The sequence below is a fragment of the Cyanobium sp. WKJ7-Wakatipu genome (assembly GCF_024345355.1).
Lineage (GTDB): Bacteria > Cyanobacteriota > Cyanobacteriia > PCC-6307 > Cyanobiaceae > Cyanobium_A > Cyanobium_A usitatum.
Genome location: NZ_JAGQAY010000009.1, coordinates 32,607 through 58,188, shown reverse-complemented (window position 1 = coordinate 58,188; position 25,582 = coordinate 32,607). Strand labels below are relative to the sequence as shown.

Genomic DNA, 25,582 nt, shown 5'->3' with positions numbered 1-25,582 from the left:
GGAACCACAAACGGCAGTACATCCATGGCACCCCCCAGCTCCAGCGGCGCCAGCCTGACGGCCCCGATGGCAAGCATCGGCGTGCCCGCAGAGATCAAGCGCGATGAACAGCGCGTGGCCCTCACCCCTGACGGGGTGGCCGATCTGGTGAACCAGGGCATGGAGGTGCGCATCCAGGCGGGAGCAGGTTTAGGGGCTGGCTTCAGCGATGCCGCCTTCGCCGCCGCCGGGGCCCGGCTGGTGAGCGCCGCAGAAGCCTGGGGCGCCCATTTGGTGGTGAAGGTCAAGGAGCCCCAGCCCGAGGAATTCGGCTTTCTGCGCTCCGATCTGGTGCTGTTCACCTATCTGCACCTGGCCGCCTACCCGGAGGTGGGCCGGGCCCTGCTGGAAGCGGGCACCACTGCCGTGGCCTACGAAACCGTGCAGCTCGAAGACGGCAGCCTGCCCCTGCTGGCGCCGATGAGCGAAATCGCCGGTCGGCTGGCAGCCCAGGTGGGAGCCCACTTGCTGGAGCGCCCCCACGGCGGTCGCGGCATCCTGATGGGGGGCTGCACCGGGGTGCGGCCGGCGCGGGTGGTGGTGCTGGGTGCAGGCAGTGTGGGCTGGAATGCGGCCCGGATCGCCGCCGCCATGGATGCGGAGGTATTCCTGCTGGATCGCTCGCCCGAGCGGCTACGCAGCCTCGAGGCCCACCGCCGCGGCCGGCTGGTGAGCCTGGTGAGCAGCAGCAGCCTGATCGAGCGCCTAGTGCCCAGTGCCGATCTACTGATTGGTGCCGTGCTCACCGCCGGTGGCCGGGCCCCCACCCTGGTGGCGGAGGCGCTGGTGCAGCAAATGCAACCCGGCTCCGTGGTTGTGGATGTGGCGATCGACCAGGGGGGCTGCATTGCCACCAGCCGCGAGACCACGCACACCGATCCGGTGCACACGCTCCACGGCGTGCAGCACTATGCCGTCGGCAACATGCCAGGGGCCGTGCCCTTCACCTCCACCGAAGCGCTGGTGAGTGTCACCCTCCCCTACATGCTCGTAATGGCGGGGCGGGGCCTGGTCGAAGCCGTCACCGACCGCCCCGAACTACTCTCCGGTCTCAACACGGTGCATGGGGCGGTGTGTCATCCCGGCGTTGCCCGGGCCCTGGATGTGACTCCCCGGCACCCGATGGCCTGTCTGCGCTGATCGTGTTCAACCGCTGCAAAGGGCGCACCAGAGCAGAGGGGCTGATTCCCTCGCGCAGGGCGACCAGCAACCCAGCCGCCGCCGCATAGCTCTCCGCAGGGAGCACCTCCAAGCCCAGGACCGCCGCCGACACGTTGAGTACGCAGGGGTTGTGAACTGCGATCACTGGAATGCCGCGCTCAGCACATGCCAGCACAGCCGCCCCCCCCAGGGCTCCTGCCGGGGCCACCACAGCCCCCACTTCTTCGATGCGGAGCAGATCAGCCCCGGCTGCGGGCAAGGCTCCTGAGCCGGGTACCCCTGGCACCAGCGGCACCAGATCGGGCGCCCGGCTCAGTCCCACCAGCACGCAGGCCAAAAAGGTGTAGCCCAATTCCTCCCCCGCCGCCCGGGGGTCGAGACCAGGATCGAGCGGCAGGGGACTGAGGGCCGGCGCATGGGCGCATGGCAAGCCCAGCTCGCGGCTGAGCAGATGGCTGATCACCGCCTCGGCACCGGCCAGAGCATCCACACCAGACCCCTGGCGGTAGGCCGCTAGGGCCTCGCTGGAGTTGTCCTCGGGGAAGCGAGTTACCACCGCAATAGCCGTAGCCCCGGCAGCTTTGAGCATGTGGCCAGCGCGCAGCAGCAGCTCGGGGCGGCCTAGTTGCCCCCAGCTGGCGCCACTGCCCCCCAGACACAGGCTCACCTCCAGGGGGGCATCGGTGGTGACCACCGGCCCGATCTCCAAACCCAGGCTGGCCCGGCAGCCCTCGGCAACCTGCAGATGACGCCAGCGCAGCTCCGCCTCGATACCGGCATCGAGCAACAGCCCCAGCCGTTGCCGGCGCACCGGCCGCAGGCCGATCCCAGCGGCAGCGAAGCGGTCAAGGGCCGAGCCCTCCACGTAGTGGATGCGGGAATCGCTCCAGTACAACGAGGCCCCATTCATCACGTTGGGATGGGTTATCAGGCAGCCACTGGCGGCCGCCAGCAAGCGGGCGGCAGGCAGGCCATCACCCGCATAACCACCCAGCTCACATCCAATCCCGGTGGGAATCACCAGCAAGGTAGGCAGAGGCCGGCTCGTCGTCATGCCAGCACCACCGCTTCAAGCGTCAGCAATGGGCAAGATCCAGCCAGGCCAGGTTCTACCGCTGTGATCGCCCAGCGCAGCGGTTGGCCGTGCGGAGCCAAAGCGGCCTCGATCTGGGACAACAAAGGCCCTGGAGCACGGCGGAACTGCAGAGTTATGGGCTGCAGGCGCACCGCCGCCGCACTCATTTCTGGTATTTACCGAACTGGGCTTCGTAGAGGGCGTCCTCCATCCCCGCCTGGAGCCGCAGGTCAGATTGGGGGAAGGAAACGCAGAGCAGGGCATAGCCCTTTAGTTGCAGGTCCGCCTTGACCCCCATGGCATCGGGCTGGTGCACGCTGCCCTCACTGATCAGAGCCGCGCAAGTGGTGCAGACCCCTGAACAGCAAGAACTGGGCAAGGGGACCCCAGCGGCCTCGGCTGCAGACAACACGGTTTGGTCGCTGCGGCAGGAAAAAGTGTGTTGGGTGCCTTGAAACTCGGCGTTGATTGTGAAGGTCTGGGTTTCGGTCACAGGAGGGTGCCGGCGTGGGCAGCTAGAGGCCATTGTTCCAGCCCACCCGTACCAGCCGCGGCGATCAAAGCTCCTGCCACTGGCTGGGGTGGGGCGCCAGATATTCCGGTGGCGAGGAGCCATCCCTAGCCACGGGGGCTGTTAGGGCGAAATCAATGCTGAGGGAGCAGCGCAAATCATCCGGATCCTCGTTGGGAAGCACCGCGTGATCCAGACAGCTGGGAAACAGCAGCAGCAGGCCAGCCTGGGGAGCCACATCCAGCCAAGGCGCGCTCCAAGGTGATGCAGCCAACGGACCTTCGTGGCCAACTGCCATCCCAGGCACCAGTTCATTCACCTGCCGCTGCGGCCACAGGCGCAGACAGCCACTGCGGCCGCTGCCATCTCCATTGAGGTAGTAAATGGCGCTGAGATGAGCGTTGGGGTGGTGGTGGCGACCTACCACCTGCCCCTCCTCGCTGAGCACGGGCCAGCAGCGCTGCAGGTGCAAGGCCACTCGGCTGAGATCGAAACCCAATTGCTGCAGAAAAGCTTCTGCATGGCCTGTCAAGCCAGCAATCAGAGGCGCAAAGGCCGGCTGACGCTGCAACTGCCAGACACCATTAAGGTCACCTGTCCAGGCACAGCCCGGATCGGGGTTGGAGCTGGCTTGGCCCCGCAGCTCGTGCAGGGCCTGTAGTTGCAGTGCCGTATCCAGGGGATCAGGCGATAGCTGAACCCTGCCAAGAGCCACCGGAAACAGAGGCTCGATCTGCAAACCAGCCCCCCAGACTCAGGACATACCGGCAGAACCGCCAACCACTTCCAGAATTTCCTGGGTAATGGCGGCCTGGCGGGCCTTGTTGTAGTCGAGCGTGAGGCTCTTTGCTAGAGCCTTGGCATTATCACTGGCGTTGTTCATTGCCGTCATCCGACTCGCCAACTCAGAAGCTGCGGACTCCTGCAGAGAACGCAGAAGCTGGTTTTCCAAATAAAGGGGCAGCAGGGCATTGAGCAGCTGATCAGGGCTCTGATCAAAGACAATGTCTGAGGGCAGCTTGGGCTGCAAGTTAGCAGCCGTACCCACTTCAACCCCCAGCCGGCCGTCCCGGGTAGTGAGGCGGAAGATCTCGTCTTCAGGGATAGCAATGCCCTGGGGGTCGAGGGGTAGCAGGGTCTGAATAACGGGCTTGGAGCTCACCAGGTTGATGAACTTGGTGAAGATCATCTCGACACGGTCGGTGCTGCCGGAGAGAAACTCCGCCAGCACTTCGTTGGCGATACCCATTGCCTCACTGGCCTTGGGCACCTGATCAAGACCGGTAAAGGTGGCGCGAATCGTGTACTGATTAGCGCGATTTTGGAAGTAGGTGATCGCCTTACGACCAATCAATACCAGATCGACCTTGTAGCCCTGACCAACAAGTTCAGCAGTGCGCAGTTCGGTGCGTTTGATGATGTTGGCGTTGTAGCCACCGCACAATCCCCGATCACCTGTAACGGCAAGCAGAGTGATGGTGCCAACCTCGCGCTGCTCAAGCAAGGGAGCGTCGGCATCTTCAAAGCGCATGCGTGACTGAAGATTTTCCAGCACGCGGGCGAGCCGGTCAGCAAAAGGACGGCTGCGCAGCACCTGCTCCTGGGCGCGGCGAACCTTGGCGGCTGCCACCAGGCGCATGGCCTCAGTGATCTTGCGAGTGTTCTTGACCGAACCGATCCGGTCGCGGATATCTTTGAGGTTTGCCATTAGTTATGCCCCTCCTCAAACGGAGGCGAGCATGGTCGACTTCACCTCGTTGATGGCATCCTTGAGCATGGCTTCAGCTTCGTCGCTGAGCTGCTTCTCGGTCTGCACCTTGGAGATGAACTCGGCCTTGTTGCTCTTGAGGTAATCGCGCAGCTCGCGGCAGAACTGAACCACGGACTCGACAGGAACCTCATCCAGCAGGCCCTTGACGCCTGCATAAACCACAGCCACCTGCTCCGCCAGGATTAGGGGGCTGAACTGGGGCTGCTTGAGAATCTCGCGCAGGCGCTTACCCCTGCCGAGCTGCTGCTGGGTTGCAGCATCGAGGTCGGAGGCAAACTGGGAGAAGGCAGCCAGTTCATCGAACTGAGCCAACTCGAGCTTCAAGGTACCGGCAATCTTCTTGATCGCCTTGGTCTGGGCAGCACCGCCCACCCGACTCACGGAAATACCAACGTTGATGGCGGGGCGTAGACCGGAGTTGAACAGGTCGGAACTCAGGAACACCTGGCCATCGGTGATCGAAATCACGTTGGTAGGGATGTAGGCGGATACGTCACCGGCCTGAGTTTCGATGATCGGCAGCGCGGTCATCGAGCCCTTGCCCATCGCATCGCTGAGTTTGGCGGCACGCTCAAGCAAACGGCTGTGGCAATAGAAGACGTCGCCGGGGTAAGCCTCACGACCGGGGGGGCGACGCAGCAACAGGGACATCTGGCGATAGGCCTGGGCCTGCTTGGTGAGGTCGTCGTAAATAACCAAGGTCGCCTTGCCCTTGTACATGAACGATTCGGCCAAGGCCGCGCCGGTGTAGGGAGCCAGGTATTGAAGGGCTGCAGCCTCGGAGGCACTCGCAGCAACCACGATGGTGTAATCGAGGGCTCCCTTCTCCCGCAGCACTTCAACCACGTTGGCTACGGATGCGGCCTTCTGACCAATGGCCACATAAACGCAGACGACGTCTTCGCCCTTCTGGTTGATGATCGTATCGATTGCGATAGCTGTTTTGCCAGTCTGACGGTCGCCAATGATCAGCTCGCGCTGGCCCCGGCCGATCGGAATCATGGCGTCGATGGCGGTGATGCCCGTTTGCATGGGCTCGTGCACCGACTTGCGCTGGATGATGCCAGGCGCCATCGATTCGATTAGGCGGGTTTCGGTGGTGGCGATATCACCCTTGCCGTCGATGGGCTGGCCCAGCGAATTCACAACCCGACCAAGCATGGCGTCGCCAACGGGCACGGCGGCGATCTTGCCGGTTGCCTTGACGGTGCTGCCCTCCTGAATGCCGCGACCTTCGCCCATCAACACCACGCCAACGTTGTCGTCTTCGAGGTTGAGAGCAATGCCTTCGGTGCCGTCCTCGAACTGCACCAGTTCACCGGCCATCACCTGCTGCAGGCCATACACGCGGGCGATGCCATCGCCGATCTGCAGCACGGTGCCAACGTTGCTAACCGAAACCGACTTGTCGTAGTCCTCAATCTGCTGCTTGAGGATGGCGCTGATCTCGTCGGGGCGGATGGAAACCATGGGAGGAAGTCCCCACAGGGGGGCTGATGGAGGGGAAGACGGGGAAGCGGGGAGAGGGCTTCCGGAGCAAGAAGGTTCCGGAAGCTTGGGCGGACAGAGGAGCTAGCTCACCTGGGCCAGCGCCAATCCGAGACGGCGCACCTGACCAGAAAGGCTGGCGTCAATGACTTGGGAGCCCATGCTGACGATGAAGCCTCCTATTAAGGAGGGGTCAACCACAAGGTCGAACTCCACCGATTTAGAGCCTGCAATCGCTTGAACCTTGCGGTTGAGCTCAGCCTGCTGCTCCTCGCTGAGGGCAGCAGCAGATGTCACCTTGGCCAAAGTGATGTTGCGCAGCTCCCGATAAAGCTCCAGGAAACGCATCAAAACAGCCTCCATCATGGGCAGGCGCTGGCGGTCGGCCAAGAGCTTGAGCAGGTTTTGCACCGCAGGGGTGACCTGATCGTCGAAAAGCTTTGCCAAAGCAGCCTTCTTGGCTTCGGGTTCAAGCACGGGAGACGCCAGAGCAGCTTTGAGCTCGGGACTCGAACTCAATACGGCCAGAAGAGCTTTTGCCTGTTCGGCTACAGCATCAGTCTCCTTACGAGCTTCAGCTACCTGCAGCAACGCCTCGGCGTAAGGGGTTGCAATCGAGTTGAGGAGTGGCATCAGGCTTTACCCAGGGTTGAAATGGACTGATCGATCAGTCGGGCCTGGGCATCTGCATTGAGCTTGCCGGGGAGGGTGGCAAGTGCTTGGGCAATAGCCCGATTGGCGGCTTCTCGGCGCAACTGGTCGGTGACTCGAGCTGCTTCGGCATTCAAGTCGGCCATGGCTCCCTGCTTAAGCCGAGCCATTTCATCGATCGTGCGCTTTTCGCTCTCCAGGCGCAAAGATTGGGCCCGGGCCAAACCATCAGCGCGAATCTGCTCAGCCTTTTGTTGTGCTGCCGACAAATCCTGCTGGGCTTGAGCTAACGAAGATGTTGCTGCGAGAAGACGCTGCTCAGCATCCTGCAGATCGTTGAGGATGGCTGCACGACGGCGCTCCAGGATGCTGCCGAGGAAACCTGGCAAAAACTTCCAAAGGCCGGCGATCACAATCGCCAAGTTGATGATGTTGGTCTCAAACGGATTGAGGTTGAAACCAAATCCGCCGTGACTTGCTAGCAATGAGGGGAGCAGGAAAGTCATGAGGCAGCCAGCAAGCGGGTCACGATCAGATCACCGAGCTTGTCGGCATCCTTATTAAGTCGGTCCATCGCCTGGTCTCGCTGAGAATCAATCTCACGGCGGGCCTGCTCCCGGGAAGCATTGGCATCGGCCGTAGCCGCGGCAAGGGCATCGCGATAGAGACGATCCATTTCCTGCTCGGCCTCGAGGATCAGCTTTTGGGACTGCTGACGCGCGTCCTTGAGCTGTTCCTTGAGATCGGCTTCCAGCCGCTCGGCTTGAGCCAGCTTCTGCTTGGCGTCGGCGCGGCTAGTGGAGATAAAGCTCTCACGCTCCTCCACGGCCCGTCCTACGGGGCGGAAGAACAGCGAATTCAGAATGAAAGTGAGGAGAACAACCTGAACCGCCATCAGCGGCAGGGTGGCATCGAGGTCAAAAAGACCTCCCTCAGGGACACCTGCTTCGGCGAGCAGAAGCCAGCTGGTCATTTGGGCGAGGGCGCTGGAACGATCGGTCGGGATTGAGGTTTGTGAGCCAGGGAGGGCAGGAGCAACAAGCCCCAGCCCTCCTTCCACTCACAACAAGGCTCAACCAGCGAAGGGGTTGGCAAACAACAGCACTAGGGCGACCACAAGGCCGTAGATGGTGAGCGCTTCCATGAAGGCCAGGGACAGCAGCAAGGTGCCGCGAATCTTGCCTTCGGCTTCAGGCTGACGTGCAATGCCTTCAACGGCGCCGCCAGCTGCGGTGCCCTGGCCGATGCCGGGGCCGATGGCACCGAGGCCTACAGCCAGACCAGCGGCCAGAACAGACGCAGCGGAGGTGATGGAATCCATGATGGAGTGGGGGATTGGGGTCGCGGTTGTGGCGCGTTATGGACCGGGAATAAAACCCTGCGCTGAGGACATCCTTTCAAGAATGGGCCCGGGATGCTTCCGGACCTGCGCGAGGGAGATTTAGCAGACCGCCGGAGCGGAGCAGCTGGCGAGGAGCTCCTAATGGTGCTCTTCGTGCACCGCCTCGCCGATGTAGTAGGCGGCGAGGGTGGCAAAAATCAGAGCCTGAATAGCACTGGTGAAAAGACCCAGGAACATTGCAGGCAGGGGCACAATCAAGGGCACCAGAAATGCCAGAACTGCGACTACCAATTCATCCGCCAAGATGTTGCCAAATAGACGGAATGAAAGGGAAAGGGGCTTGGTGAAATCTTCAACGATCTTGAATGGAAGCATGATCGGTGTCGGCTCCACGTAGTACTCGAAGTACCTCAGCCCCTTACGGCTCAAGCCTGCATAGAAGTAGGCAAGGGATACCAACAAAGCCAAAGCAATGGTTGTGTTGATATCAGCCGTTGGTGCCCCAAGCTCGCCACTAGGCAGGTGGATCAGCTTCCAGGGCACCAGAGCTCCGCCCCAGTTGCTCACAAAGATGAAAAGAAAAAGGGTGCCGATGAAGGGCATCCAATCGCGGTAAGCCTTCTCACCAATCTGTTCACGGGAGAGATCGCGGATGTAATCCCACAGGAACTCCAGCAGGTTCTGGGTGCCTCGCGGATCACGCTCAAGCTTGCGGGTGCCAACCACTACAAGGGCAAGCAAGGCACCGATAACCACCCAGGAGCTCAGGAAGACCTGGCCGTGAATCTTGAGGTTGCCAAGTTGCCAGTAGAGGTGTTTACCAACCTCCAGTTCAGCAAAGGGGAGAAGGAGAGGCATCGGAGCCAGCGAAGGGGAGTTCGGGGTCGCCAGGGCGACGGAACGGAAACGGGGTCAGGTGTCGAAGACTGCCTGAAGGATCACGGCCGGCTTGTAGAGCAGAAAGCCCAAAAGAGCCGGCAGGATCGAAAGTTGGGGGGTCCGGGCTGCGATCAGCACCAGGACGACCGGCACGAGCAGCTGAACCTTGCTAACCCGCCGGGCATTTTCTCCCAGCTTGGTGACACTGCGGCTGAGCAGCCACAGGTAGAGAAGGCCAGCTAAAGCACCCACCAACAGGCTAGAAGCCGTGGGGATGGAGCCAAAAACGGCTGTTCCTGCCACCGCCACTGCCGAAAGCAGCAAGGTTGCAAGCAAGAGCCGGCGTTGGAGCCGGAAATAACCATCCATGCCATTGCTGACATCGGCGGTTAGCGCTGGCAGGGTTGATGCACCGGTGACATCATCCAGCTGCACGACCGCCTCACCAGCCTGAACTGCCGTTGAAACGGTGGGTTCAGAGTCGGGAAGTAGGGGGCAGGGGAGAGATACCGACAAGCGCGCTCAAATCCCTGAAAAGGCGCGCGGAATCTATCACGGTGCTGATCCCCGCCCCTTCAGAGCACCGGCAGCAAAACCCTCTGATTCAGCAGTTGGCGAGCCACGGCAAGCCGTTGCGCTGCAGGCCAATCCAAAGGCAGCTGCCCGATCGCCACAGCCGGCGCGCTCTCAACGGCAGCCATCAAAACGAGCCCCTCCTCGCTGACGTCAAGGGGCATTAGGTCTGGCCCCATCAAGCGGGTGGCTGGCCAACCCCAAAGGCAGCGGTTTATTTCACCCCGCGCTGCCAGCAAAACTTCGTCGTCGCTCCAATCGGGTGCCCTCACCGCACCATGGCTGAGAAAAAATTCGAAATGGCTGATATCGGGATCAAGCTCCTCCACCAGGCTCCACTGCTCAAGCTGACTGAGGCCCTGGGCCCGCTCCAGCAGCTCACCACTAAGCAAGCGCGCGGGCGACCAAACCTCCGGATTGGAAAACCCGGCAAACTCCAAACCGGCTGAGGCGACAAAAGCCAGCAGACGATCGAGGTTGTAGCTGGTCTCTTGGGGGTGCAGATACATATCCGCAAAATTGGCATCTGCTGCCGTGTCGACGATCCAGCGCCGCTCGTGATGCTGGCGCAGTCGGTTTCCCTCAGGCAACTCAGCCAGCAGCTGGCGACCCAGCCTTAGCCCCTCCGCTCCTGAACCGGCGGCCAGCCTTGCCAAGGCCCGCTGGGTGCGGTGAATTTCCCAGCGGCCGCCATCCGCATACAAAAAGAGATGCAGTAGCCCGCCTGGCCGCAGCAATCCAGCCAATGACTGCAAACCAGCCTCTGGCTCGCGCAGGTGGTGCAGCACGCCAACGGAATTGATGTAATCAAAGGGTCCCTCCCCCGCCAGATCCAGCAGGCTGCGCTGTTCGACACGCAACTCCCGCACCGCTTTTGCAGCCCCTGAACGTCGGGTGCGCTCCCGTGCCACCTCAAGCGCTCCGGCGCTGATATCTACCGCCAGCACCGAGGAACCGGGGTTGAGGTGGCAGAGGTAATCGGTGCTGACGCCGGTGCCGCAGCCGGCGTCGAGAATCCGCCAAGGCCGTTCACCTTGGTCGGAGCGCGGCGTTAGGGCTCCAGTAGCAGCAGCCCAGGCGCTATCGACGCACCAGCGCCAGTTGTATCCAGGGGGTGGGCCGTCTTGAAGGGGGTCTCCCGGGTAGGGGAAACGGTCGTAAAAGGCGCTCACCATCGGCGTGGCGGCATCACTGGCAGGCAAGGACGGATCAGCGGCAACCGGCTGAGCTTTTCACGTCCAGCGGCCAGTAGAACGAGTCAAAACGGGTCAATTGGCATCAGCAAGCCAGCGAAGCTGCAAACATTTGTTCATGGCTGGGCAAAGGCCCGGAGGGCCCGCCGTAACGTGGCCCAGCCCGGTTCGCTCTCGTCAATGACCGTGACCGCCAGCAGCGGCAGCACCAGGGTTTCACCCCAGCGCTACGACACCCTGCCGCTCTCCAGCGTCCGTCAGGCGGAGCAACAGGATCGCTTCCCCGACGGCGGCGAGCTTGAAACCCTGGTGGCGTTTTTCCAGAGTGGCCAGCAGCGCTTAGAAGCTGCACGCCGCATCTCAGAAAACGCTGATTTCATCGTGGCCAAGGCGGCCAACCGGATCTTCTCCGGCGGCACGCCCCTCTCCTACCTAGATGCTCCCTTGAGCGTCGTCAGCGGTGGGTCCAGCGACGCCACCCCCTTGGCCGCTGACCAGGCCGCCTTCCAGCGTTCGGTGCAGACCTTCGCCCAGGGCACCGGCAACTCCGGCGGCAACCTGATCACTCGCTTGCTCGAAAGCTCAGGTGGCGACGCCGATGTAAGGGTTGTGCTGCCCACCGGCTTCAGCCCGATTGCCGTGGGCCGTTACGGCACCGATCGGATGCGCAAGTCGCTGCGCGACATGGGCTGGTTCCTCCGCTACGTGGGCTACGCCCTGGTGGCAGGGGATCCCAGCATCCTGGCCGTGAACACCCGCGGCCTGCGCGACATATTGGAGAAGGCCTGCTCCCTGGCGGCTACCAATGTGGCCCTGCAGGAAATGCGCGCCGCAGCCGCCGGCCTCTGCAAAGACAATCCCCAGGCCCGCGAGCTGGTGATCCAGTACTTCAACGTGCTGCTCGCCGAACTGCAGGTGGCCACACCAAGCACCCGGCAGCGCCTCGGCAGCCCTGAAAGTCAGGGCCTGCAACTGCCTGCCACCTACGCCCTAGCCGCAGACGGCAAGCAGCGCTTCATCATGCGGCCGCGCCTAAGTGGTGCCCAAAAGGCCGAAGTGATTCGGGCCGCCTACCGCCAGGTTTTTGAACGGGACATCGCCAAGGCCTACAGCCAGACGCCCTGCCCGGTTGAAGCCAGCCAGGTGCGCCAGGGCCAGCTTTCCATGCGGGAATTCATCCGCTCCCTCGGCCACAGCAAGGAATATCGCCAACAGTTTTTCGGCCGCTTCTCCAATAGCCGGGCGGTTGAGCTGGCCTTCCGCCACTTCCTCGGTCGCGGCATCAGCTCCCGTGAGGAATTCACCCGCTACTTCGACATCGTCAGCGTCCAAGGCCTGAATGGCCTAGTGGATTCCCTGATCAATACCCTTGAATACGCGCGGGTGTTCGGCGAGGAAACCGTGCCCTACCTGCGGGATCTCGGTGAAGAAGCCCAGGAGAGTGCCGGCTGGGGATCAAACCGCAAGCTATTCCGCTTCAGCGCTCCTTTTGAAGGCGCACCCCAATACGTCACCCTCTACGCGTCCTATCGCCAACCCTTCGCCGATCAGCACGTCTACGGCGGCGGCAACGATCCCCTGGCCCTCAACTTCGGCGCGATTTTCCCTTCCGGCACCGCCTCAGTGGCCACCCGGCCAGCGCCCTACGGCTACGACAGCCGCCGCATCCTGATCGGCAATGGCTTAGCCCAGCCTGGCCAGATGGACAGCGCCCAGTTCCGTAAGGCCCAGCCCCGCCGGGTGGGGCCCAAGGTTGTACGCCTCCAGCAGATTGCTACCGGCGGCAGCTCCGTGCCCCGCCGCGGCGGCCAACCCAGCATCCGTGGCACTGAAGCCAGCACCCAGGCCGTTATTAATGCGGTCTATGTGCAAGTTTTAGGCACTGCTGGCTACGCCGGAGAGCGCAATAAGGTTGAGGAAATCAAGCTCGAGAACGGCGATATCAGCCTGCGGGAATTCATCCGCCAGGTCGCCCGCTCCAAGGCCTTCCGCCGCCGTTATTGGAGCGGCCTTTACATCACCAAGGCCATCGAGGTTATACATCGCCGGCTGCTAGGTCGCCCAACCTTCGGGCGATGGGAAATTGACGCCTACTTCGATACCGCTGCCCGCACAGGCTTCTACGGCGTCGTCGACGGGATCCTGAACAGCGTCGAATACAACGAAACCTACGGTGAAGATATAGTTCCCTACGAGCGATTTGTCACCGCTACTGATCGCAATGCGCGCAAGGTGCCCGGCCTCAACCGTCCCTTCGACGCCTCTGCCTATGCCAATGAATTTACCCAGGGCAAACGTCCAAACGTGCCCTTTGACCAGAGCATACGCACTACCGGAGATGTAACCAATCGCAATCTGCCAGGGCGCCGGCAGATTGTCGTGGGGAGCTGGACAGCTCAGACCGTAGGGGGGGAAACCATGACGGCATCTCGGCCCGAAGACAACTTCATCGCAGGGCCGGGAAGCATCCGCCAAGCACCTGCCCCAACTCGCCGCTGGAAGTAGGCCCCTACGTCCAGCAACGCCTCAACCCCATGCCACCCCTGCGCGCTGCTTCAGCGAATTCGAGCCTCCCGGAGACACTTCGGGGGCTTTTTTATGATCAAGATAATAATTGTCGCAAAAGTTGAGCCGCAAGCCGAAACAAGTGGAGCGATTAGCGAAGCAAAATGATGAATAATTGCTGCGCCAAGCCGCTATTACCAATAGCGCCCAAAGCCATTGCGCCGCAAGGGGTTTTTCAACCACAAACGCCATGAAGAACTGTTACCGCCAGGGGGGCAGCGAGGGGCTTTGCCGCAGAATGATTTGGCGATCGGCGCAAGTCGATCCTTTCCCTTACCCACCGGATATCGGTCTCCGTCAAGGCGGCCGCTTGTTTCGAGGCAGAACTGCATGAGCATCGTCTCCAACTCGATCATCAACGCGGACGCGGAAGCCCGCTATCTCAGCCCTGGCGAACTCGACCAGATCAAGTCCTTCGTGGGCGCTGGTCAACGTCGTATCCGCGTCGCCCAGGTTCTCGGAGAAAGCCGCGAGCGCATCGTCAAGACCGCTGGTGGCGCCCTGTTCCAGCGGCGTCCCGACGTGATTTCCCCCGGCGGCAACGCCTACGGCGAGGAGATGACCGCTTCGTGTCTCCGCGACATGGACTACTACCTGCGTTTGGTGACTTACGGGATCATCGCCGGCGATGTGACCCCCATCGAAGAGGTTGGCATCATCGGAGCAAAGGAGATGTATCGCTCCCTCGGCACTCCGCTAGATGCCATGGCTGAGTCCGTGCGGGAAATGAAGAACGCCGCCATGGGTCTACTCACCGGCTCTGACGCTGAAGAAGCCGGCTTCTACTTCGACTACGTCATTGGCGCCCTCTCCTGAGTCAGCGTTCTTTTACTACTCCCCGCCACCACAGCTGGATTCATGCAAGACGCGATCACAAACGTCATTAACCAGGCCGACGTTCAGGGCCTGTACCTGGACGACTCCGCCATGGGCCGCCTGGAGCAGTACTTCACCAGTGGTGAACTGCGCGTCCGCGCCGCTGCCACCATCAGCGCCAATGGTTCGGCGATCATCAGAGAGGCCGTAGCTAAGTCGCTGCTGTATTCGGATGTCACCCGTCCGGGCGGCAACATGTACACCACCCGTCGCTATGCAGCCTGCATCCGCGATCTGGACTACTACCTGCGTTACGCCACCTACGCCATGCTGGCTGGGGACACCTCCATCCTCGATGAGCGGGTGCTGAATGGTCTCAAGGAGACCTATAACTCCCTGGGTGTACCCATTGGTGCCACCGTGCAATCCATCCAGGCAATGAAGGAAACCACCGCTGCACTGGTGGGTCCTGATGCCGGTCGTGAAATGGCCGTCTATTTCGACTACATCTGCTCCGGCCTGGGCAACTGATCCCTGCCATCGGCACACCCGAGGATCATCTCCATGCGTCTGTTCAAGATCACGGCTTGCATTCCTTGCCCGGAAAAGAGCCGCTCCCAGCGTGAGCTTCAAAACACCTATTTCACCAAATGGGTGCCCTACGACAGCTGGTTCGCTGAGCAGCAGCGGATCATGAAACAGGGCGGCAAGATCCTCAAAGTAGAACTAGCCGCTGGGCGTCGCCAACAAAACGTCGGCAACTGATAGTCAGTACCTTTCGTTTCTCCCCAAGCTCGGCAGATGCCGGGCTTTTTTATTGTTTGACTCTGATTGCCAGGGGTCGACAACACCCCCCCGGGCACGGCTCAATGGGTTGACGATGGCCCCACCTCTGCCACTCCCAAATTCCAGCCTTGGCCCGCACCGCAACTCACACCCCCCACCGCGACGCAGTCAGCGGATCTCCGAAGGCTGGGGCGCTGCTGCCGTTGCCCTGGTCCCAATGGCCAGCAGAGGCCAGATTGCTTCTGGGCATGGTGGCGCTCTGGAGCGTGATCGGACTACTGGTGCTCACCTCCGCCAGTTGGTGGGTAGCTGAAAGGGAGATGGGTGACGGCGCCTTTTATCTCAAGCGCCAGTTGGTTTGGATGGCTGCCAGCTGGGGGCTGCTCTGGCTCTGCCTGCGCACCAGCCTGCGACGCTGGCTGCACCTGGCTCCGCTGGGGTTGTGGGTTGGGATCGTTCTGGTCGCAGCCACCCTGGTGATGGGCAGCACTGTCAACGGCGCCAGTCGCTGGCTGGTGCTTGGACCGGTACAGCTGCAGCCATCGGAATTGGTCAAGCCTTTTGTGGTGTTGCAGGGCGCTGCCCTTTTTGCCCACTGGAAGCGCATCGGCAACGACCAGAAACTGCTCTGGCTAGGGGCATTTGGGGCCCTGATCCTGCTGATCCTCAAGCAACCAAACCTCAGCACCGCCGCCCTATCAGGGCTGCTGCTCTGGTTGATGGCCCTGGCTGGGGGCCTTTCCCTGCCCATGCTGCTCGGCGCAGCCGGAGCGGGAGGGCTGCTTGGCAGCGCCAGCATCATGATCAACGAATACCAGCGCTTGCGAGTGGTGTCCTTCCTGGATCCCTGGCGGGATGCCCAGGGGGATGGCTACCAACTGGTGCAGAGCTTGATGGCGATCGGCTCAGGAGGCTTCCTAGGCGAGGGGTTTGGCCTTTCAACCCAGAAGCTGCAGTACCTGCCGATCCAGAGCACCGATTTCATTTTTGCGGTGTTTGCTGAGGAATTTGGCTTCGTGGGCTCGCTGGTACTGCTGCTGTTTTTGCTGCTGTTTGGCTTTGTGGGCCTGAGGGTTGCCCTCAGCTGCCGCAGCAACCAGCAGCGCCTGATCGCCATTGGCTGCACCACCTTGCTGGTGGGCCAATCCATCCTCAATATCGCCGTAGCCAGCGGTGCCATGCCCACCACCGGCCTGCCACTGCCACTGATCAGCTACGGCGGCAACTCCTTGATGGCCAGCCTGCTTATTTGCGGCCTACTGATCCGCTGCTCCCTGGAGGCAGGCGGTCTTGCCCCTAACCCCAGGCGCCGGCGCACCGCAGCTGCCCGATAGGCTGATTCCATGATCAGTTTTGGGCCCCAACTGGCCGATTGGGCCCGCAGCAGCGAGACGCTGCTGCAGCACTCCCTGGCCAGCCCCACCCCCACCACCGTTGGGGTTGTCTTTGCTGGCGGCCTGCTCACGAGCCTGGGGCCCTGCTCCCTGTCGCTTTTGCCGGTCACCCTTGCCTATCTGGCTGGTTTTGGCGGCACGCCCGGCGTTAAACCCAGCCAGGCTCCCTGGCAGCGCAGTCTCAGCTTTGCCGCCGGCATCGTGGCCTCCCTGGTGCTCCTGGGCCTGGTTAGCGGCCTACTGGGCCGGATCTACGGCCAAATCCCCGGGCTGATTCCGACGGTGGTGGCTGTGCTTGCCCTGCTGATGGGCCTAAACCTGCTGGGCCTGCTGAAGCTGCCCCTGCCCGCCGGACCCGATCCTGAAGTCTGGCGTCGCCGGGTGCCAGCCCCCCTAGCTCCTTTGGCAGCAGGGTTGGCTTTTGGATTGGCCGCAACCCCATGCACAACGCCAGTGCTGGCTGTGCTGCTGGCCTGGATGGCCCAGAACGGCAAACCACTGGTCGGCATGTTGCTGCTCACCAGCTTTGGAGCGGGTCAGGTGGTGCCGCTGCTGCTGGCCGGCACGGCAGCCGCCAGCCTGCCGGGCTTGCTGAGCCTGAGGCGTCTGGGCCAATGGGTTCCACCGATCAGCGGCGTGGTGCTGGTGACCACCGGCGCCCTCACCCTTGTGGCCAACTGGCGATGAAAGCCTTGCTGCGGCTGGTGGGCTGGATTTCCGATCTGCGGGTAGCGATCATGCTGCTGCTGGTGATTGCCGTCACCAGTGGCGTCGGCACGGCCATCCCCCAGCGGGAACCTGCCGAGCTCTACCACCGGCTCTACGACCCCCAGCCCTGGCTCGGACTGCTGAACGCTGATGGGGTGCTGGCCCTCCAGCTCGACCATGTGTATTCCAGTGGCTGGTTCCTGGGGCTGCTGGCCTGGCTGGCCCTAGCCCTGCTGCTGTGCAGCTGGCGCCGCCAGTGGCCCGCCCTGCAGGCCGCCCTGCGCTGGATCGACTACAGCACCCCCCGCCAGCTCAGCAAGCTGAGCGTGGCCGAAACTCTCAGCACCAACTCCCCCAAGGCGAGCCTCGATCAGCTGGCCGGACTGCTGCAGCGCCAGGGCTGGCAAATTCAGCGCCACGACGACCGCCTAGCCGCCCGCAAGGGGCTGCTGGGCCGGGTCGGGCCCCTGCTGGTGCACGCCGGGATGGTGGTGCTGATGCTCGGAGCCGCCTGGGGGGCACTTGGGGGGCAAAGGGCTGAGCAATACCTCGCCCCCGGCCGCAGCCTGGAGCTGATGGACAGCCGGGGCAGCAGCCAACTCACCCTCGCCCTCGACCACTTTTCAATCCAGCGCGATCCCGCCGGAAGACCTGAGCAATTCACCTCCCAGTTGCGCATCTTGGAGGGCGATGGCAGCGGCGGCAGCCTGCTGAAGCAGGCTGAGATTAGCGTTAACCATCCGCTGCGCTTCCAGGGGGTCACCCTTTATCAAGCCGACTGGGCCCTGGCCACTATCAGCCTGCAACTGGGCAAAAGCCCCCTACTGGAGCTACCGCTACAGAGCTTTCCTCAACTAGGCGAACAGATTTGGGGAATCGTGCTGCCCACCCGTCCCGATGGCAGCGAGCCGGTGCTGCTCAGCTTGGGCAGCGAACAAGGGCCTGTAGAGATCTACGGCGCCGACGGAATCTCCTTAGCCCGCCTAGCCCCAGGCGGCGCAGCTGTGGAAGTGAAAGGGCTACCGATACGGGTTGAAAGCGTGCTCCCCGCCAGTGGCATCCTGCTGAAGCGTGATCCGGGGGTTCCACTGGTTTATGCAGGATTTGCGATCGCCCTAGCCGGCGGTGGTCTCAGCTTGCTTGCTACGCGTCAGCTTTGGGCCATTGCCGAGCAGCCGGCCGGCCAAGCGGGTCAGCTGCACGTTGCGGGCCTCTGCAACCGCAATCTCACCGGCTTCGCTGCCGAGCTGCCCCAGCTGCTCTCCCAGCTCTAACAAGCCAGCCGCGTGCCATGGCTAACGCGCACCACGGTGTGAACGTTGCCGCGGGGGTGAAAGTCGGCCTCCAGCTGCATCCACTGGGGATCGGTGGCGGCAACCAGATCATCCAAAATGCGATTGGTCACCTCTTCATGGGAAATGGAGCGGTCGCGGTAGCTGTTGACGTAGAGCTTGATCGCCTTGAGCTCCACCACCCGGGGGCCGGGCTGGTAGATCAGGCGCAACACCGCAAAATCGGGGTACCCGGAAAATGGGCACTTACATGTGAACTCCGGCAGCTCGATGGAAATCTCGTAGGCACGGCCAAGCCTGGGATTATCAAAACAGATCAGCTCCGCTTCAGCGATGGCGCGCTCGCCATACATGGGCGTCTGGGTGAGGGAGGACGCGCTGGCAGAAGCGGGGCTGGAAGACATCGGAGCAAGGAAAGGGAGAGGGCCAGTGCCACTAAGTAATCTTAAGGAAAATGGCCGCAGCCAACGGCTGCCCGAGCCGGTAGCAATCGCTACGACGACCCCCGCAAAGCTCGGGCGTAATGGCTTTACTCCCTACCATCGGCAGGGATTTCCTGAGAGACTTCCTACCTAGCCCGAGCTGATCCTATGAAAAAAATTGAGGCCATCATTCGTCCCTTCAAGCTCGAGGACGTCAAGGTCGCCTTGGTCAATGCGGGGATCGTGGGCATGACCGTGAGCGAAGTGCGGGGTTTTGGCCGTCAAAAGGGCCAGGTGGAGCGCTATCGCGGCTCTGAATTCACTGTCGAATTCCTCCAGAAGCTCAAACTTGAGATCGTTGTCGATGACGACAAGGTCGACACCGTGGTTAGCGCCGTTCAAGACGCGGCCCGCACCGGCGAAATCGGCGACGGCAAGATCTTCGTGAGCACGATTGATTCGGTGGTTCGAATCCGCACCGGCGATCGGGACAGCGGCGCCATCTGAGCGCCAGCACCCCTTTTGATTTTTATTCCCTGGGAGTCAGCGTGCTGGCTACCAGGGTTTTTATTTGCTCTGGGCTGATTGGCGCAGGGCGGAATTTCGGGTCGCTTTGGGCTGATTCAACAAGCTGTTCAACAGGCTCACAAACATCCTCTGCAACATCCCCGGCAACATCACCCATTCCGACCTGCCCATCGCAATCGGAGCGCCGCAGCCAGAGCAGGTATTCGTGGTTGCCGGCAGGTCCAGTGATTGGTGATGCCACCAGGCCGCAAGCCACCAAGCCCAGACCAGAGGCCGCGGTGATCACCCCTTCGATGGCATCGCAGTGGGCAACCGGATCACGCACCACACCGCCCTTGCCCACCCGGCCCTTCCCCACCTCAAACTGGGGTTTAACCAGCAACAGCAGATCCACGGGGGCCTGGGGTTGCAGCAGCGCCAGCAGGGCAGGCAGCACCAAGGCCAGGGCAATAAACGACACATCGGCCACCGCTAGATCGGGCCAGGGGTCTTCGGGGCCGTAAAGAGCATCCGGGGTGAGGTGACGCAGGTTGGTGCGCTCCTTGAGCACTACTCGCGGATCACTGCGCAAGCTCCAGGCCGTCTGGCCGTAGCCCACATCAATTCCATAAATCCGGCAGGCCCCGTACTGAAGCAGACAATCGCTGAAGCCACCAGTGGAGATGCCACCATCAAGGCAAACGCGCCCCTGCACGTCGATGGGGAAGGCCTCAAGGGCCCTCACTAGCTTTTCGCCACCCCTTGATACATAGCGAGGAAGCTGCTGCACCAGCAGCTCGGCCTCCGGCAACACCTCGGTGCCTGGTTTATCGAGCACTTTGTCGCCGTGGCGCACCCGCCCGGCCCTAATCAACAGCTGGGCCTGCTGACGACTAGCCGCCAGGCCGCGGGCCACGAGCTCCAAATCCAGTCGTTGCTTGCGAGCCATGGCGCTCCACCTTTTGTGATCAAACCACAACGCAAACGGAACAGATTCCAAGCATCTCTGCCTCCGCACCAAAACCCGGCAGAGGATGGCGTCCAGAAGTTGATCCGGCAACGATGGCCTCCTCAATCCGGACCGCGAATGCTGCAGCCAATGTGCTGGAACTGCTCTACCCCGGCAGCTTCGTCAAACTGCGCAATCAACCCTCCGACCTGCCCCCCTTCCAGCTGATCCAATGCCGCGGCGGTCGCTGCTGGGTGCGGCAGCAGGCCTGGGGCAGCCTGGTGCAGTGGGAGGTGGAGCACCAACGCCTGACTCCCGCTGCCTAAGGAGGGCTGCCTGAGGGGTCAGCAGGGGCGCACCCATACATTGGTCTGGCAGTGAGCCAGGCGCGGCCTTGATCGAGCGTTACACCCTGTCCGAGATGGGCGCCCTGTGGAGCGAGCAGGCGAAGTTCCAAAGCTGGCTCGATGTCGAGATCGCTGCCACCGAGGCCAATTGTGAGTTAGGGCGAGTGCCTGCTGAGGCGGTTGCAACGATCAAGGCGAAGGCCAGATTTTCGGTAGAGCGGATCCTCGAGATCGAGGCCGAGGTTCGCCACGACGTGATCGCCTTCCTCACCAATGTGAATGAGCACGTGGGGGATGCGGGCCGCTACATCCACGTGGGCATGACCAGTTCAGATGTGCTCGACACAGGCCTGGCCCTGCAGATGAAAGCTTCGGTGGCCCTACTGCGCGCCGAGCTCGACCAATTGGCCGATGCACTTAGGGATCTAGCCAGCCAGCACAAGGGCACGGTGATGATCGGCCGCAGCCATGCCATCCACGGCGAGCCGATCAGCTTCGGCTTCAAGGTGGCCGGCTGGCTGGCGGAAGTGGAACGCAACCGCGAGCGCCTCGAGCGGCTCGAGCAGGTCGTGAGCGTGGGCCAGATCAGCGGCGCCATGGGCACCTACGCCAACACCGACCCCCAGGTGGAGGCGATCGCCTGCGCCAAGCTTGGCCTGGAGCCAGATACGGCAAGCACCCAGGTGATCGCCCGCGATCGCCACGCCGAATACGTGCAGACCCTGGCCCTGGTGGGCGCGGCACTGGAGCGCTTCTCCACCGAGATCCGCAACCTGCAGCGCACCGACGTGCTCGAGGTGGAGGAAAATTTCGCCAAGGGGCAGAAGGGCAGCTCGGCCATGCCCCACAAGCGCAACCCGATCCGCAGCGAGCGGATCAGTGGCCTGGCCCGAGTGCTGCGCAGCTATGTGGTGGCGGCCCTGGAAAACTGCGCCCTCTGGCACGAGCGCGACATCAGCCACAGCTCGGTGGAGCGGATGATGCTGCCCGACTGCTCCGCCACCCTGCACTTCATGCTGCGGGAGATGACCGAGGTAGTGAAGGGCCTAGGGGTCTACCCAGACAACATGGCCCGCAACATGAACGTTTATGGCGGCGTGGTGTTTAGCCAGCGAGTGCTGCTGGCCCTGGTGGAAGCCGGCATCAACCGCGAAGACGCCTACCGGATTGTGCAGCGCAACGCCCACAGCGCCTGGAACAAAGATGGCGGCAACTTCCGCGCCAACCTTGAAGCTGATGCAGAGGTGACCAGCAAGCTCAGCGCTGAGCACCTGGCTGAGTGTTTCAGCACTGATCTGCACCAGGCCAACCTGGGCGTGATCTGGCAGCGACTGGGGATTTAGCTAAGGATTTGAGCTGGCAGGCAGTTCAGGCCCAGTGCAGCCGCATTGGCACAGCACCCTCCAGGCTCAGCTTCACCGGGCAGGTCTCTCCTGCCTGGTGAAGCACGGCCCGCTGCTCCTCGCTGAGACCCGCCGGCAAGCTGATCCACACCTCCAGCAGGGCAATGCGCCGTGGCGCCTCGGGGGTCATGGTTTTTTCAATCCGAGCGCTGGCCCCCTGCAGCGGCCAGCCGTGGCGCTCGGCAACGATCCCCAGGATCGTCAGGATGCAGGTGCTCAGGGCCGTGGCCACCAGATCGGTGGGCGAGAAACGCTCCCCCTTGCCCTGGTTGTCGGTGGGTGCATCGGTCTCGAGCTCGCAGCCCGAAGGCCCGTGGCTGGAGTGGCAGCGCAGGGCTCCCTCGTAGCGGCTGTCAATCGTGGTCATCGCGGGGCGTAAGCACCACCCCAGTCAAGCGCCGGCGCGGTGATACGGCCCGCCCTGCTGAATCGAGCTGGCCCGGTAAAGCTGCTCCAACAGCAGCAGCCGCGCCAGCTCGTGGGGGAAGGTCATCGGTGAGAGGCTCAGGCGCCAGTGGGCCCGCCCCTTGAGCGCCGGGTCGAGACCATCGGCCCCACCGATCACAAACGCCAGCCGCTCCGAGCCAGAACCTTCAAGCGCCTTGGCGAAGGCCAACGAGTCGTAGCTCTGGCCCTCCTCGCACAGGGCCACCAACTGCTCGCCGCCGCGCAGCTCAGCGGATATGGCCTCCGCCTCGCGGGCCATGCCGCCGTCCCTCAGCTCCACGATCTCCAGGCCCGGGAGCCGCTTGCGATAAGTCTCTACCCCTTCGCTCACCCAGCCCTTGCGCACCTTGCCGACGGCAATGATGCGAATGCGGGCGGGATTGATCACGGGTTACGGCCCACCAACCTCAAGGCTGGGGGCGCTCGATCGCAGGATCCAACTGACCGTTGCCACTAGCCACCAAATCCTCGATCTCGCAAACAGGGAAGCGATTGATCGATTTGAGGGCAGCGCGGGCCTTGCTGCGCAGCTGCTCGCTGATCGCCTCGCAGTAGGGCACCTGGGCCAGCAAATCCACGGTGCGCCGCAGGATCCGCACCACATCACCCTCGTCGAGGGAGGTGTTGGCAATCATGTCGCTCCAACTGGCACCTTTAGCCCAGGCGTGCACCAGGCCCATCAACTCGGGCTCCCACCAAAGCGGGAAGTTGACCTTGGCGTGCTCCTGCTGACGCTCCAGCTCGCGGCGCAGGCCGCGCAGATCATGCAGGGCCTCCTCGGCGGCCGGCGGAGGCGGGTAGCCGCACCACAGATCGGGCCGATTGACTTCGGTGGAGATGGCTTCAAACACCGCCGCCAGCTGGGGCGGATCGAGCTCATCGAGGTGGCCGCTCATCAGCGACAGTCCCAGCCACAGCTCGTTGTCGCCGCGCAGGGCGGCCACGGTGCGGCCCACCTCGGTGGGCTCCAGGCCATCAGCTCCCGCCAAAGCACCGAAAAAGCGCAACACCTCAATCAGGGCCAGGAAGGTATCCCAGTGGCGATTAGAGCGGAAGTGCAGCAGCTGCTGGCGCTCCTCGATCTCCAGCTGCAACTCCTCCATGCGGCGGCGGTGCTTCTTGAGCTGGCGGCGGTCGCCCCAGCGGTGGGCCGGATGCAGCTCCAGGCTTTCCTCCAGCTGATGCACCTGCTGGGCCTGGTCCTGCACCTCACCGGCCAGGTCGTACTGGGGCGTGGCCATGTCGTGGCGACTGGCCATGTGGGCAACGGCAAGGGCCAGGCCACCGCTGGCCTGATCGCCGTGGCGCAACTCGCCAAGCTGGCGCAACTCGGGGGGATCCACCTGGCTCACCTGCAGGCAACTGAGCTCGGCATGGAGGCTCACCACCCCGTGGCAGGGCAGCAACAGCCAAAGGTTCTCGTCGGTGAGGCACTTGAGCAAAGGAAACTGCCCCGGCCCTTTCACCTTCTCCACAATCACCGCCGGCGTTACCCGGCCGCGTAGCTGGGGCGCCTTGAGACTCACCAAAGTGCCCTCACTGGCGAATTGCAGCGCCAAGGTGAGCTCATGGGCGACGGTTTCCTCGGCCTGTTGCTGGAGGATCCGCAGGATGCGCCTCTCTTCGCGCAGGTGAGCTCGCTGCTTTTCGTAGTCCTCGAAGTCGTCCCAGGGCACCTCGCCGGAGCCATCCTCCAGGCCTTCGAGCTGCTGCATCAACTGGCCGATGCGGGCCTCGTCCTCGACTAAATCGAGGGTGGCCAGGTAGCGGCCGAAACTGCGTTCAACCAGCTCCTTGGCCTTAGCCAGGTCGTAGCGCTGCAACAGGTTGAGCACCATGCCGTAGCTGGGCATGAACTGGCTGACCAGCGGATCTGCCGGCGCAGTAGCGAGCTGGCCCGCCTCCCGCACGCCTTCAAAGCGGCTCTGCACGGTCACCACGTAGCCCTGGGTATCAAGGCCGCGCCGGCCGGCCCTGCCCGCCATCTGCAAAAACTCACTGCCCATCAAAGGGCGGTGGCCTCGCTCGGTGCGCTTGCTCAGCGCCGAAATCACCGTGGTGCGCGCCGGCATGTTGATGCCGGCCGCCAGGGTTTCGGTGGCAAACACCACCTTGATCAGCCCCTGCTGGAACAGCTCCTCGATCAGCTCCTTCCAGGCCGGCAGCACGCCGGCATGGTGGGCGGCAATGCCCCGCAGCAGGGCCTCGGCGTGGCCGCCTTCCCGCACCGCCTCGGGGGTAGTTGCCATAAACAGATCCAGGCGGGCCTTGATGCGCACCTGTTCAGCAGGCGTCACCAGGGCGGCCTTGCCCAGCTCCTTGACGCCCTTATCGCAACCGCGGCGACTGAAGATGAAGTAGATGGCAGGCAGCATGTCGCGCTCCGCCATCTGGGCCACCACAAAACCCAGGGGCGGAGCCTCGGGCTGGGGTGGTTTCGGTGTTTTCGGACCCTTGCGCTGGCTGCCCTTGGGGGCGCGCCACACCTTGCAGTTGGGATGGAGCCCGGTGCCCTCGTCGTTGAGCAGGGGGTGCAGTCCCTTGGCACTGCAAAAGCTGAAGGCCAGCGGCACCGGCCGGTGGTCACTGAGCACCAGCTGGGTGGGCCCATGCACTCTCTCTATCCAGTCGGTGAGCTGACCGGCATTGGCCACCGTTGCCGAAAGAGCCACCAACTGAATCGGCAGCGGGCAGTGAATGATCGACTCCTCCCAGACGGTGCCGCGCTGGGAATCGTTCATGTAGTGGCACTCATCGAGCACCACCGCCTCCACGCCCTCAAGCGGGTCATCTCCCGCATCGGCTTCCGCGTAGAGCATGTTGCGGAAGATCTCGGTGGTCATCACCACCACCTGGGCCTCCCGGTTGAGGCTCATATCACCGGTTAGCAGCCCCACCTTGTCGGCACCAAACTGCTCCCGGAAATCGCGCAGTTTCTGATTAGAGAGGGCCTTCAGCGGCGTGGTGTAAAAAACTTTCTGGCCATGGGCCAGAGCGCGGTAGATGGCGTACTCACCCACCAGGGTCTTACCGGAGCCCGTGGGGGCGCTCACCACTACCGAGTGGCCCTGGTTGAGCGCGTCGATCGCCTCGAGCTGGAAGTCGTCGAGCGGGAAGGGGAAAATTGCTGCAGGATCCAGCCCATTGGGCGCCGTTTCAGGCACGCTGCTATTTGAGCTGGATCATGAAGCCATCCTATGAGGGAGGAGCCTGTTCCGCCTCGGGCCAGCTCTAGTAGCAACAGGCCGTGGCACAAGCTCGGA

General features: G+C 62.7%; 29 protein-coding genes and 1 pseudogene. 11 read left to right on the top strand and 19 right to left on the bottom strand.

Annotated elements, in window-relative coordinates; genetic code table 11:
- Positions 1-66: 66 nt before the first annotated feature.
- Positions 67-1,179 (top strand): alanine dehydrogenase, encoded by a 1,113-nt coding sequence (gene ald / locus KBY83_RS07430; protein ID WP_255018999.1) that lies wholly within the window; start codon positions 67-69, stop codon positions 1,177-1,179.
- Here ald and KBY83_RS07425 read toward each other — a convergent pair.
- The 13 genes from KBY83_RS07425 to KBY83_RS07365 all read right to left on the bottom strand — a co-directional run bounded on the left by KBY83_RS07425 (position 1,091) and on the right by KBY83_RS07365 (position 10,665).
- On the bottom strand, positions 1,091-2,254 hold the full coding sequence (locus KBY83_RS07425; protein ID WP_255018966.1) for a DUF3326 domain-containing protein: 1,164 nt from the start codon (positions 2,252-2,254) through the stop codon (positions 1,091-1,093). The genes ald and KBY83_RS07425 overlap by 89 nt on opposite strands.
- Entirely contained in the window at positions 2,251-2,442 is a 192-nt protein-coding gene (locus KBY83_RS07420) for a hypothetical protein (RefSeq protein ID WP_255018965.1), read from the bottom strand. Before KBY83_RS07420 ends, KBY83_RS07425 begins: the two co-directional genes overlap by 4 nt.
- Positions 2,439-2,801, bottom strand: coding sequence for a 2Fe-2S iron-sulfur cluster-binding protein (locus KBY83_RS07415; protein WP_261354265.1), 363 nt, complete (start codon positions 2,799-2,801; stop codon positions 2,439-2,441). Before KBY83_RS07415 ends, KBY83_RS07420 begins: the two co-directional genes overlap by 4 nt.
- 31 nt (positions 2,802-2,832) lie before the next feature.
- Complete coding sequence (locus KBY83_RS07410) at positions 2,833-3,525, bottom strand: TIGR02466 family protein (protein WP_254940973.1); 693 nt, start codon at positions 3,523-3,525, stop codon at positions 2,833-2,835.
- Between the two features lie 15 nt (positions 3,526-3,540).
- A complete protein-coding gene (locus KBY83_RS07405; protein ID WP_255018963.1) occupies positions 3,541-4,494 on the bottom strand; it encodes a F0F1 ATP synthase subunit gamma in 954 nt (317 codons plus the stop codon).
- Positions 4,495-4,509: 15 nt separating this feature from the next.
- On the bottom strand, positions 4,510-6,027 hold the full coding sequence (gene atpA, locus KBY83_RS07400) for a F0F1 ATP synthase subunit alpha (RefSeq protein WP_106502333.1): 1,518 nt from the start codon (positions 6,025-6,027) through the stop codon (positions 4,510-4,512).
- Positions 6,028-6,129: 102 nt separating this feature from the next.
- Positions 6,130-6,678 (bottom strand): ATP synthase F1 subunit delta, encoded by a 549-nt coding sequence (gene atpH, locus KBY83_RS07395; RefSeq protein WP_255018962.1) that lies wholly within the window; start codon positions 6,676-6,678, stop codon positions 6,130-6,132.
- Complete coding sequence (locus KBY83_RS07390) at positions 6,678-7,202, bottom strand: F0F1 ATP synthase subunit B (protein ID WP_106502335.1); 525 nt, start codon at positions 7,200-7,202, stop codon at positions 6,678-6,680. The genes atpH and KBY83_RS07390 overlap by 1 nt, the downstream gene beginning before the upstream one ends.
- Positions 7,199-7,669, bottom strand: coding sequence for a F0F1 ATP synthase subunit B' (locus KBY83_RS07385; protein WP_254937414.1), 471 nt, complete (start codon positions 7,667-7,669; stop codon positions 7,199-7,201). The genes KBY83_RS07390 and KBY83_RS07385 overlap by 4 nt, the downstream gene beginning before the upstream one ends.
- Before the next feature lie 99 nt (positions 7,670-7,768).
- On the bottom strand, positions 7,769-8,017 hold the full coding sequence (gene atpE, locus KBY83_RS07380) for an ATP synthase F0 subunit C (RefSeq protein ID WP_106502337.1): 249 nt from the start codon (positions 8,015-8,017) through the stop codon (positions 7,769-7,771).
- A gap of 159 nt (positions 8,018-8,176) precedes the next feature.
- Positions 8,177-8,896 carry a F0F1 ATP synthase subunit A gene (gene atpB, locus KBY83_RS07375; RefSeq protein WP_396093617.1) on the bottom strand — a complete coding sequence of 240 codons (720 nt, stop codon included), beginning with the start codon at positions 8,894-8,896 and terminating at the stop codon, positions 8,177-8,179.
- Between the two features lie 54 nt (positions 8,897-8,950).
- Positions 8,951-9,433 carry an ATP synthase subunit I gene (locus tag KBY83_RS07370; protein ID WP_255018961.1) on the bottom strand — a complete coding sequence of 161 codons (483 nt, stop codon included), beginning with the start codon at positions 9,431-9,433 and terminating at the stop codon, positions 8,951-8,953.
- Positions 9,434-9,492: 59 nt separating this feature from the next.
- Positions 9,493-10,665: a class I SAM-dependent methyltransferase gene (locus tag KBY83_RS07365; protein WP_255018998.1), complete on the bottom strand. Its 1,173-nt coding sequence runs from the start codon at positions 10,663-10,665 to the stop codon at positions 9,493-9,495.
- A gap of 198 nt (positions 10,666-10,863) precedes the next feature.
- On the opposite strand from KBY83_RS07365, the pseudogene KBY83_RS07360 reads away from it, so the two are divergent.
- Positions 10,864-13,185, top strand: a pseudogene (locus KBY83_RS07360) (phycobilisome rod-core linker polypeptide); the annotation flags it as partial.
- Between the two features lie 24 nt (positions 13,186-13,209).
- On the opposite strand, the gene KBY83_RS07355 reads toward KBY83_RS07360, so the two are convergent.
- Entirely contained in the window at positions 13,210-13,440 is a 231-nt protein-coding gene (locus tag KBY83_RS07355) for a hypothetical protein (protein ID WP_255018960.1), read from the bottom strand.
- 138 nt (positions 13,441-13,578) lie between these two features.
- On the opposite strand from KBY83_RS07355, the gene KBY83_RS07350 reads away from it, so the two are divergent.
- From KBY83_RS07350 to KBY83_RS07325, 6 genes are all read left to right on the top strand, one after another.
- Positions 13,579-14,064 (top strand): allophycocyanin, encoded by a 486-nt coding sequence (locus KBY83_RS07350; protein WP_106502340.1) that lies wholly within the window; start codon positions 13,579-13,581, stop codon positions 14,062-14,064.
- Between the two features lie 42 nt (positions 14,065-14,106).
- On the top strand, positions 14,107-14,595 hold the full coding sequence (gene apcB / locus KBY83_RS07345) for an allophycocyanin subunit beta (RefSeq protein WP_106502341.1): 489 nt from the start codon (positions 14,107-14,109) through the stop codon (positions 14,593-14,595).
- 33 nt (positions 14,596-14,628) lie between these two features.
- On the top strand, positions 14,629-14,829 hold the full coding sequence (locus tag KBY83_RS07340) for a phycobilisome linker polypeptide (RefSeq protein ID WP_106502342.1): 201 nt from the start codon (positions 14,629-14,631) through the stop codon (positions 14,827-14,829).
- Positions 14,830-15,044: 215 nt separating this feature from the next.
- A complete protein-coding gene (locus KBY83_RS07335; protein WP_255018997.1) occupies positions 15,045-16,184 on the top strand; it encodes an FtsW/RodA/SpoVE family cell cycle protein in 1,140 nt (379 codons plus the stop codon).
- Positions 16,185-16,193: 9 nt separating this feature from the next.
- Complete coding sequence (locus KBY83_RS07330) at positions 16,194-16,931, top strand: cytochrome c biogenesis protein CcdA (protein WP_254940966.1); 738 nt, start codon at positions 16,194-16,196, stop codon at positions 16,929-16,931.
- Positions 16,928-18,226, top strand: coding sequence for a cytochrome c biogenesis protein ResB (locus KBY83_RS07325; protein ID WP_255018996.1), 1,299 nt, complete (start codon positions 16,928-16,930; stop codon positions 18,224-18,226). Before KBY83_RS07330 ends, KBY83_RS07325 begins: the two co-directional genes overlap by 4 nt.
- Here the strand turns inward: KBY83_RS07325 and queF are convergent.
- Entirely contained in the window at positions 18,223-18,648 is a 426-nt protein-coding gene (queF, locus tag KBY83_RS07320) for a preQ(1) synthase (protein WP_255018959.1), read from the bottom strand. The two genes, KBY83_RS07325 and queF, sit on opposite strands and share 4 nt — an antisense overlap.
- Before the next feature lie 186 nt (positions 18,649-18,834).
- Here queF and KBY83_RS07315 point away from each other — a divergent pair, with 186 nt between their 5' ends.
- Complete coding sequence (locus tag KBY83_RS07315; RefSeq protein ID WP_106502346.1) at positions 18,835-19,173, top strand: P-II family nitrogen regulator; 339 nt, start codon at positions 18,835-18,837, stop codon at positions 19,171-19,173.
- A gap of 22 nt (positions 19,174-19,195) precedes the next feature.
- Here KBY83_RS07315 and KBY83_RS07310 read toward each other — a convergent pair whose 3' ends face one another.
- Complete coding sequence (locus KBY83_RS07310) at positions 19,196-20,122, bottom strand: TlyA family RNA methyltransferase (protein ID WP_255018958.1); 927 nt, start codon at positions 20,120-20,122, stop codon at positions 19,196-19,198.
- A 113-nt stretch (positions 20,123-20,235) separates the two neighbouring features.
- On the opposite strand from KBY83_RS07310, the gene KBY83_RS07305 reads away from it, so the two are divergent.
- Together KBY83_RS07305 and purB are read left to right on the top strand one after the other, a co-directional pair.
- A complete protein-coding gene (locus KBY83_RS07305) occupies positions 20,236-20,448 on the top strand; it encodes a hypothetical protein (protein WP_255018957.1) in 213 nt (70 codons plus the stop codon).
- A 68-nt stretch (positions 20,449-20,516) separates the two neighbouring features.
- Positions 20,517-21,812 carry an adenylosuccinate lyase gene (purB, locus tag KBY83_RS07300; RefSeq protein ID WP_255018956.1) on the top strand — a complete coding sequence of 432 codons (1,296 nt, stop codon included), beginning with the start codon at positions 20,517-20,519 and terminating at the stop codon, positions 21,810-21,812.
- A gap of 25 nt (positions 21,813-21,837) precedes the next feature.
- Here the strand turns inward: purB and KBY83_RS07295 are convergent, their stop codons facing one another.
- From KBY83_RS07295 to KBY83_RS07285, 3 genes are read right to left on the bottom strand one after another with little or no spacing between them, the layout of a single operon-like run.
- Positions 21,838-22,239, bottom strand: a complete 402-nt coding sequence (locus tag KBY83_RS07295) for an OsmC family protein (RefSeq protein ID WP_255018955.1) — start codon at positions 22,237-22,239, stop codon at positions 21,838-21,840.
- A gap of 24 nt (positions 22,240-22,263) precedes the next feature.
- Positions 22,264-22,704: a 23S rRNA (pseudouridine(1915)-N(3))-methyltransferase RlmH gene (locus KBY83_RS07290; protein WP_255018995.1), complete on the bottom strand. Its 441-nt coding sequence runs from the start codon at positions 22,702-22,704 to the stop codon at positions 22,264-22,266.
- A 22-nt stretch (positions 22,705-22,726) separates the two neighbouring features.
- Positions 22,727-25,483 carry an RNA helicase gene (locus KBY83_RS07285; protein WP_255018954.1) on the bottom strand — a complete coding sequence of 919 codons (2,757 nt, stop codon included), beginning with the start codon at positions 25,481-25,483 and terminating at the stop codon, positions 22,727-22,729.
- Positions 25,484-25,582 lie beyond the last annotated feature (99 nt).

Excerpts from the sequence above, each read along its gene's own strand:
- KBY83_RS07425 (WP_255018966.1), bottom strand. The coding sequence starts at position 2,254 with ATGACGACGAGCCGGCCTCTGCCTACCTTGCTGGTGATTCCCACCGGG.
- KBY83_RS07415 (WP_261354265.1), bottom strand. The coding sequence starts at position 2,801 with ATGGCCTCTAGCTGCCCACGCCGGCACCCTCCTGTGACCGAAACCCAG.
- KBY83_RS07295 (WP_255018955.1), bottom strand. The coding sequence starts at position 22,239 with ATGACCACGATTGACAGCCGCTACGAGGGAGCCCTGCGCTGCCACTCC.
- queF (WP_255018959.1), bottom strand. The coding sequence starts at position 18,648 with ATGTCTTCCAGCCCCGCTTCTGCCAGCGCGTCCTCCCTCACCCAGACG.
- apcB (WP_106502341.1), top strand. The coding sequence starts at position 14,107 with ATGCAAGACGCGATCACAAACGTCATTAACCAGGCCGACGTTCAGGGC.
- atpE (WP_106502337.1), bottom strand. The coding sequence starts at position 8,017 with ATGGATTCCATCACCTCCGCTGCGTCTGTTCTGGCCGCTGGTCTGGCT.
- KBY83_RS07390 (WP_106502335.1), bottom strand. The coding sequence starts at position 7,202 with ATGACTTTCCTGCTCCCCTCATTGCTAGCAAGTCACGGCGGATTTGGT.
- KBY83_RS07340 (WP_106502342.1), top strand. The coding sequence starts at position 14,629 with ATGCGTCTGTTCAAGATCACGGCTTGCATTCCTTGCCCGGAAAAGAGC.
- KBY83_RS07420 (WP_255018965.1), bottom strand. The coding sequence starts at position 2,442 with ATGAGTGCGGCGGCGGTGCGCCTGCAGCCCATAACTCTGCAGTTCCGC.
- KBY83_RS07315 (WP_106502346.1), top strand. The coding sequence starts at position 18,835 with ATGAAAAAAATTGAGGCCATCATTCGTCCCTTCAAGCTCGAGGACGTC.
- KBY83_RS07355 (WP_255018960.1), bottom strand. The coding sequence starts at position 13,440 with ATGGCGTTTGTGGTTGAAAAACCCCTTGCGGCGCAATGGCTTTGGGCG.
- KBY83_RS07325 (WP_255018996.1), top strand. The coding sequence starts at position 16,928 with ATGAAAGCCTTGCTGCGGCTGGTGGGCTGGATTTCCGATCTGCGGGTA.
- ald (WP_255018999.1), top strand. The coding sequence starts at position 67 with ATGGCAAGCATCGGCGTGCCCGCAGAGATCAAGCGCGATGAACAGCGC.
- KBY83_RS07405 (WP_255018963.1), bottom strand. The coding sequence starts at position 4,494 with ATGGCAAACCTCAAAGATATCCGCGACCGGATCGGTTCGGTCAAGAAC.
- atpH (WP_255018962.1), bottom strand. The coding sequence starts at position 6,678 with ATGCCACTCCTCAACTCGATTGCAACCCCTTACGCCGAGGCGTTGCTG.
- atpB (WP_396093617.1), bottom strand. The coding sequence starts at position 8,896 with ATGCCTCTCCTTCTCCCCTTTGCTGAACTGGAGGTTGGTAAACACCTC.
- KBY83_RS07310 (WP_255018958.1), bottom strand. The coding sequence starts at position 20,122 with ATGGCTCGCAAGCAACGACTGGATTTGGAGCTCGTGGCCCGCGGCCTG.
- KBY83_RS07330 (WP_254940966.1), top strand. The coding sequence starts at position 16,194 with ATGATCAGTTTTGGGCCCCAACTGGCCGATTGGGCCCGCAGCAGCGAG.
- KBY83_RS07365 (WP_255018998.1), bottom strand. The coding sequence starts at position 10,665 with ATGGTGAGCGCCTTTTACGACCGTTTCCCCTACCCGGGAGACCCCCTT.
- KBY83_RS07385 (WP_254937414.1), bottom strand. The coding sequence starts at position 7,669 with ATGACCAGCTGGCTTCTGCTCGCCGAAGCAGGTGTCCCTGAGGGAGGT.
- atpA (WP_106502333.1), bottom strand. The coding sequence starts at position 6,027 with ATGGTTTCCATCCGCCCCGACGAGATCAGCGCCATCCTCAAGCAGCAG.
- KBY83_RS07350 (WP_106502340.1), top strand. The coding sequence starts at position 13,579 with ATGAGCATCGTCTCCAACTCGATCATCAACGCGGACGCGGAAGCCCGC.
- KBY83_RS07305 (WP_255018957.1), top strand. The coding sequence starts at position 20,236 with ATGGCCTCCTCAATCCGGACCGCGAATGCTGCAGCCAATGTGCTGGAA.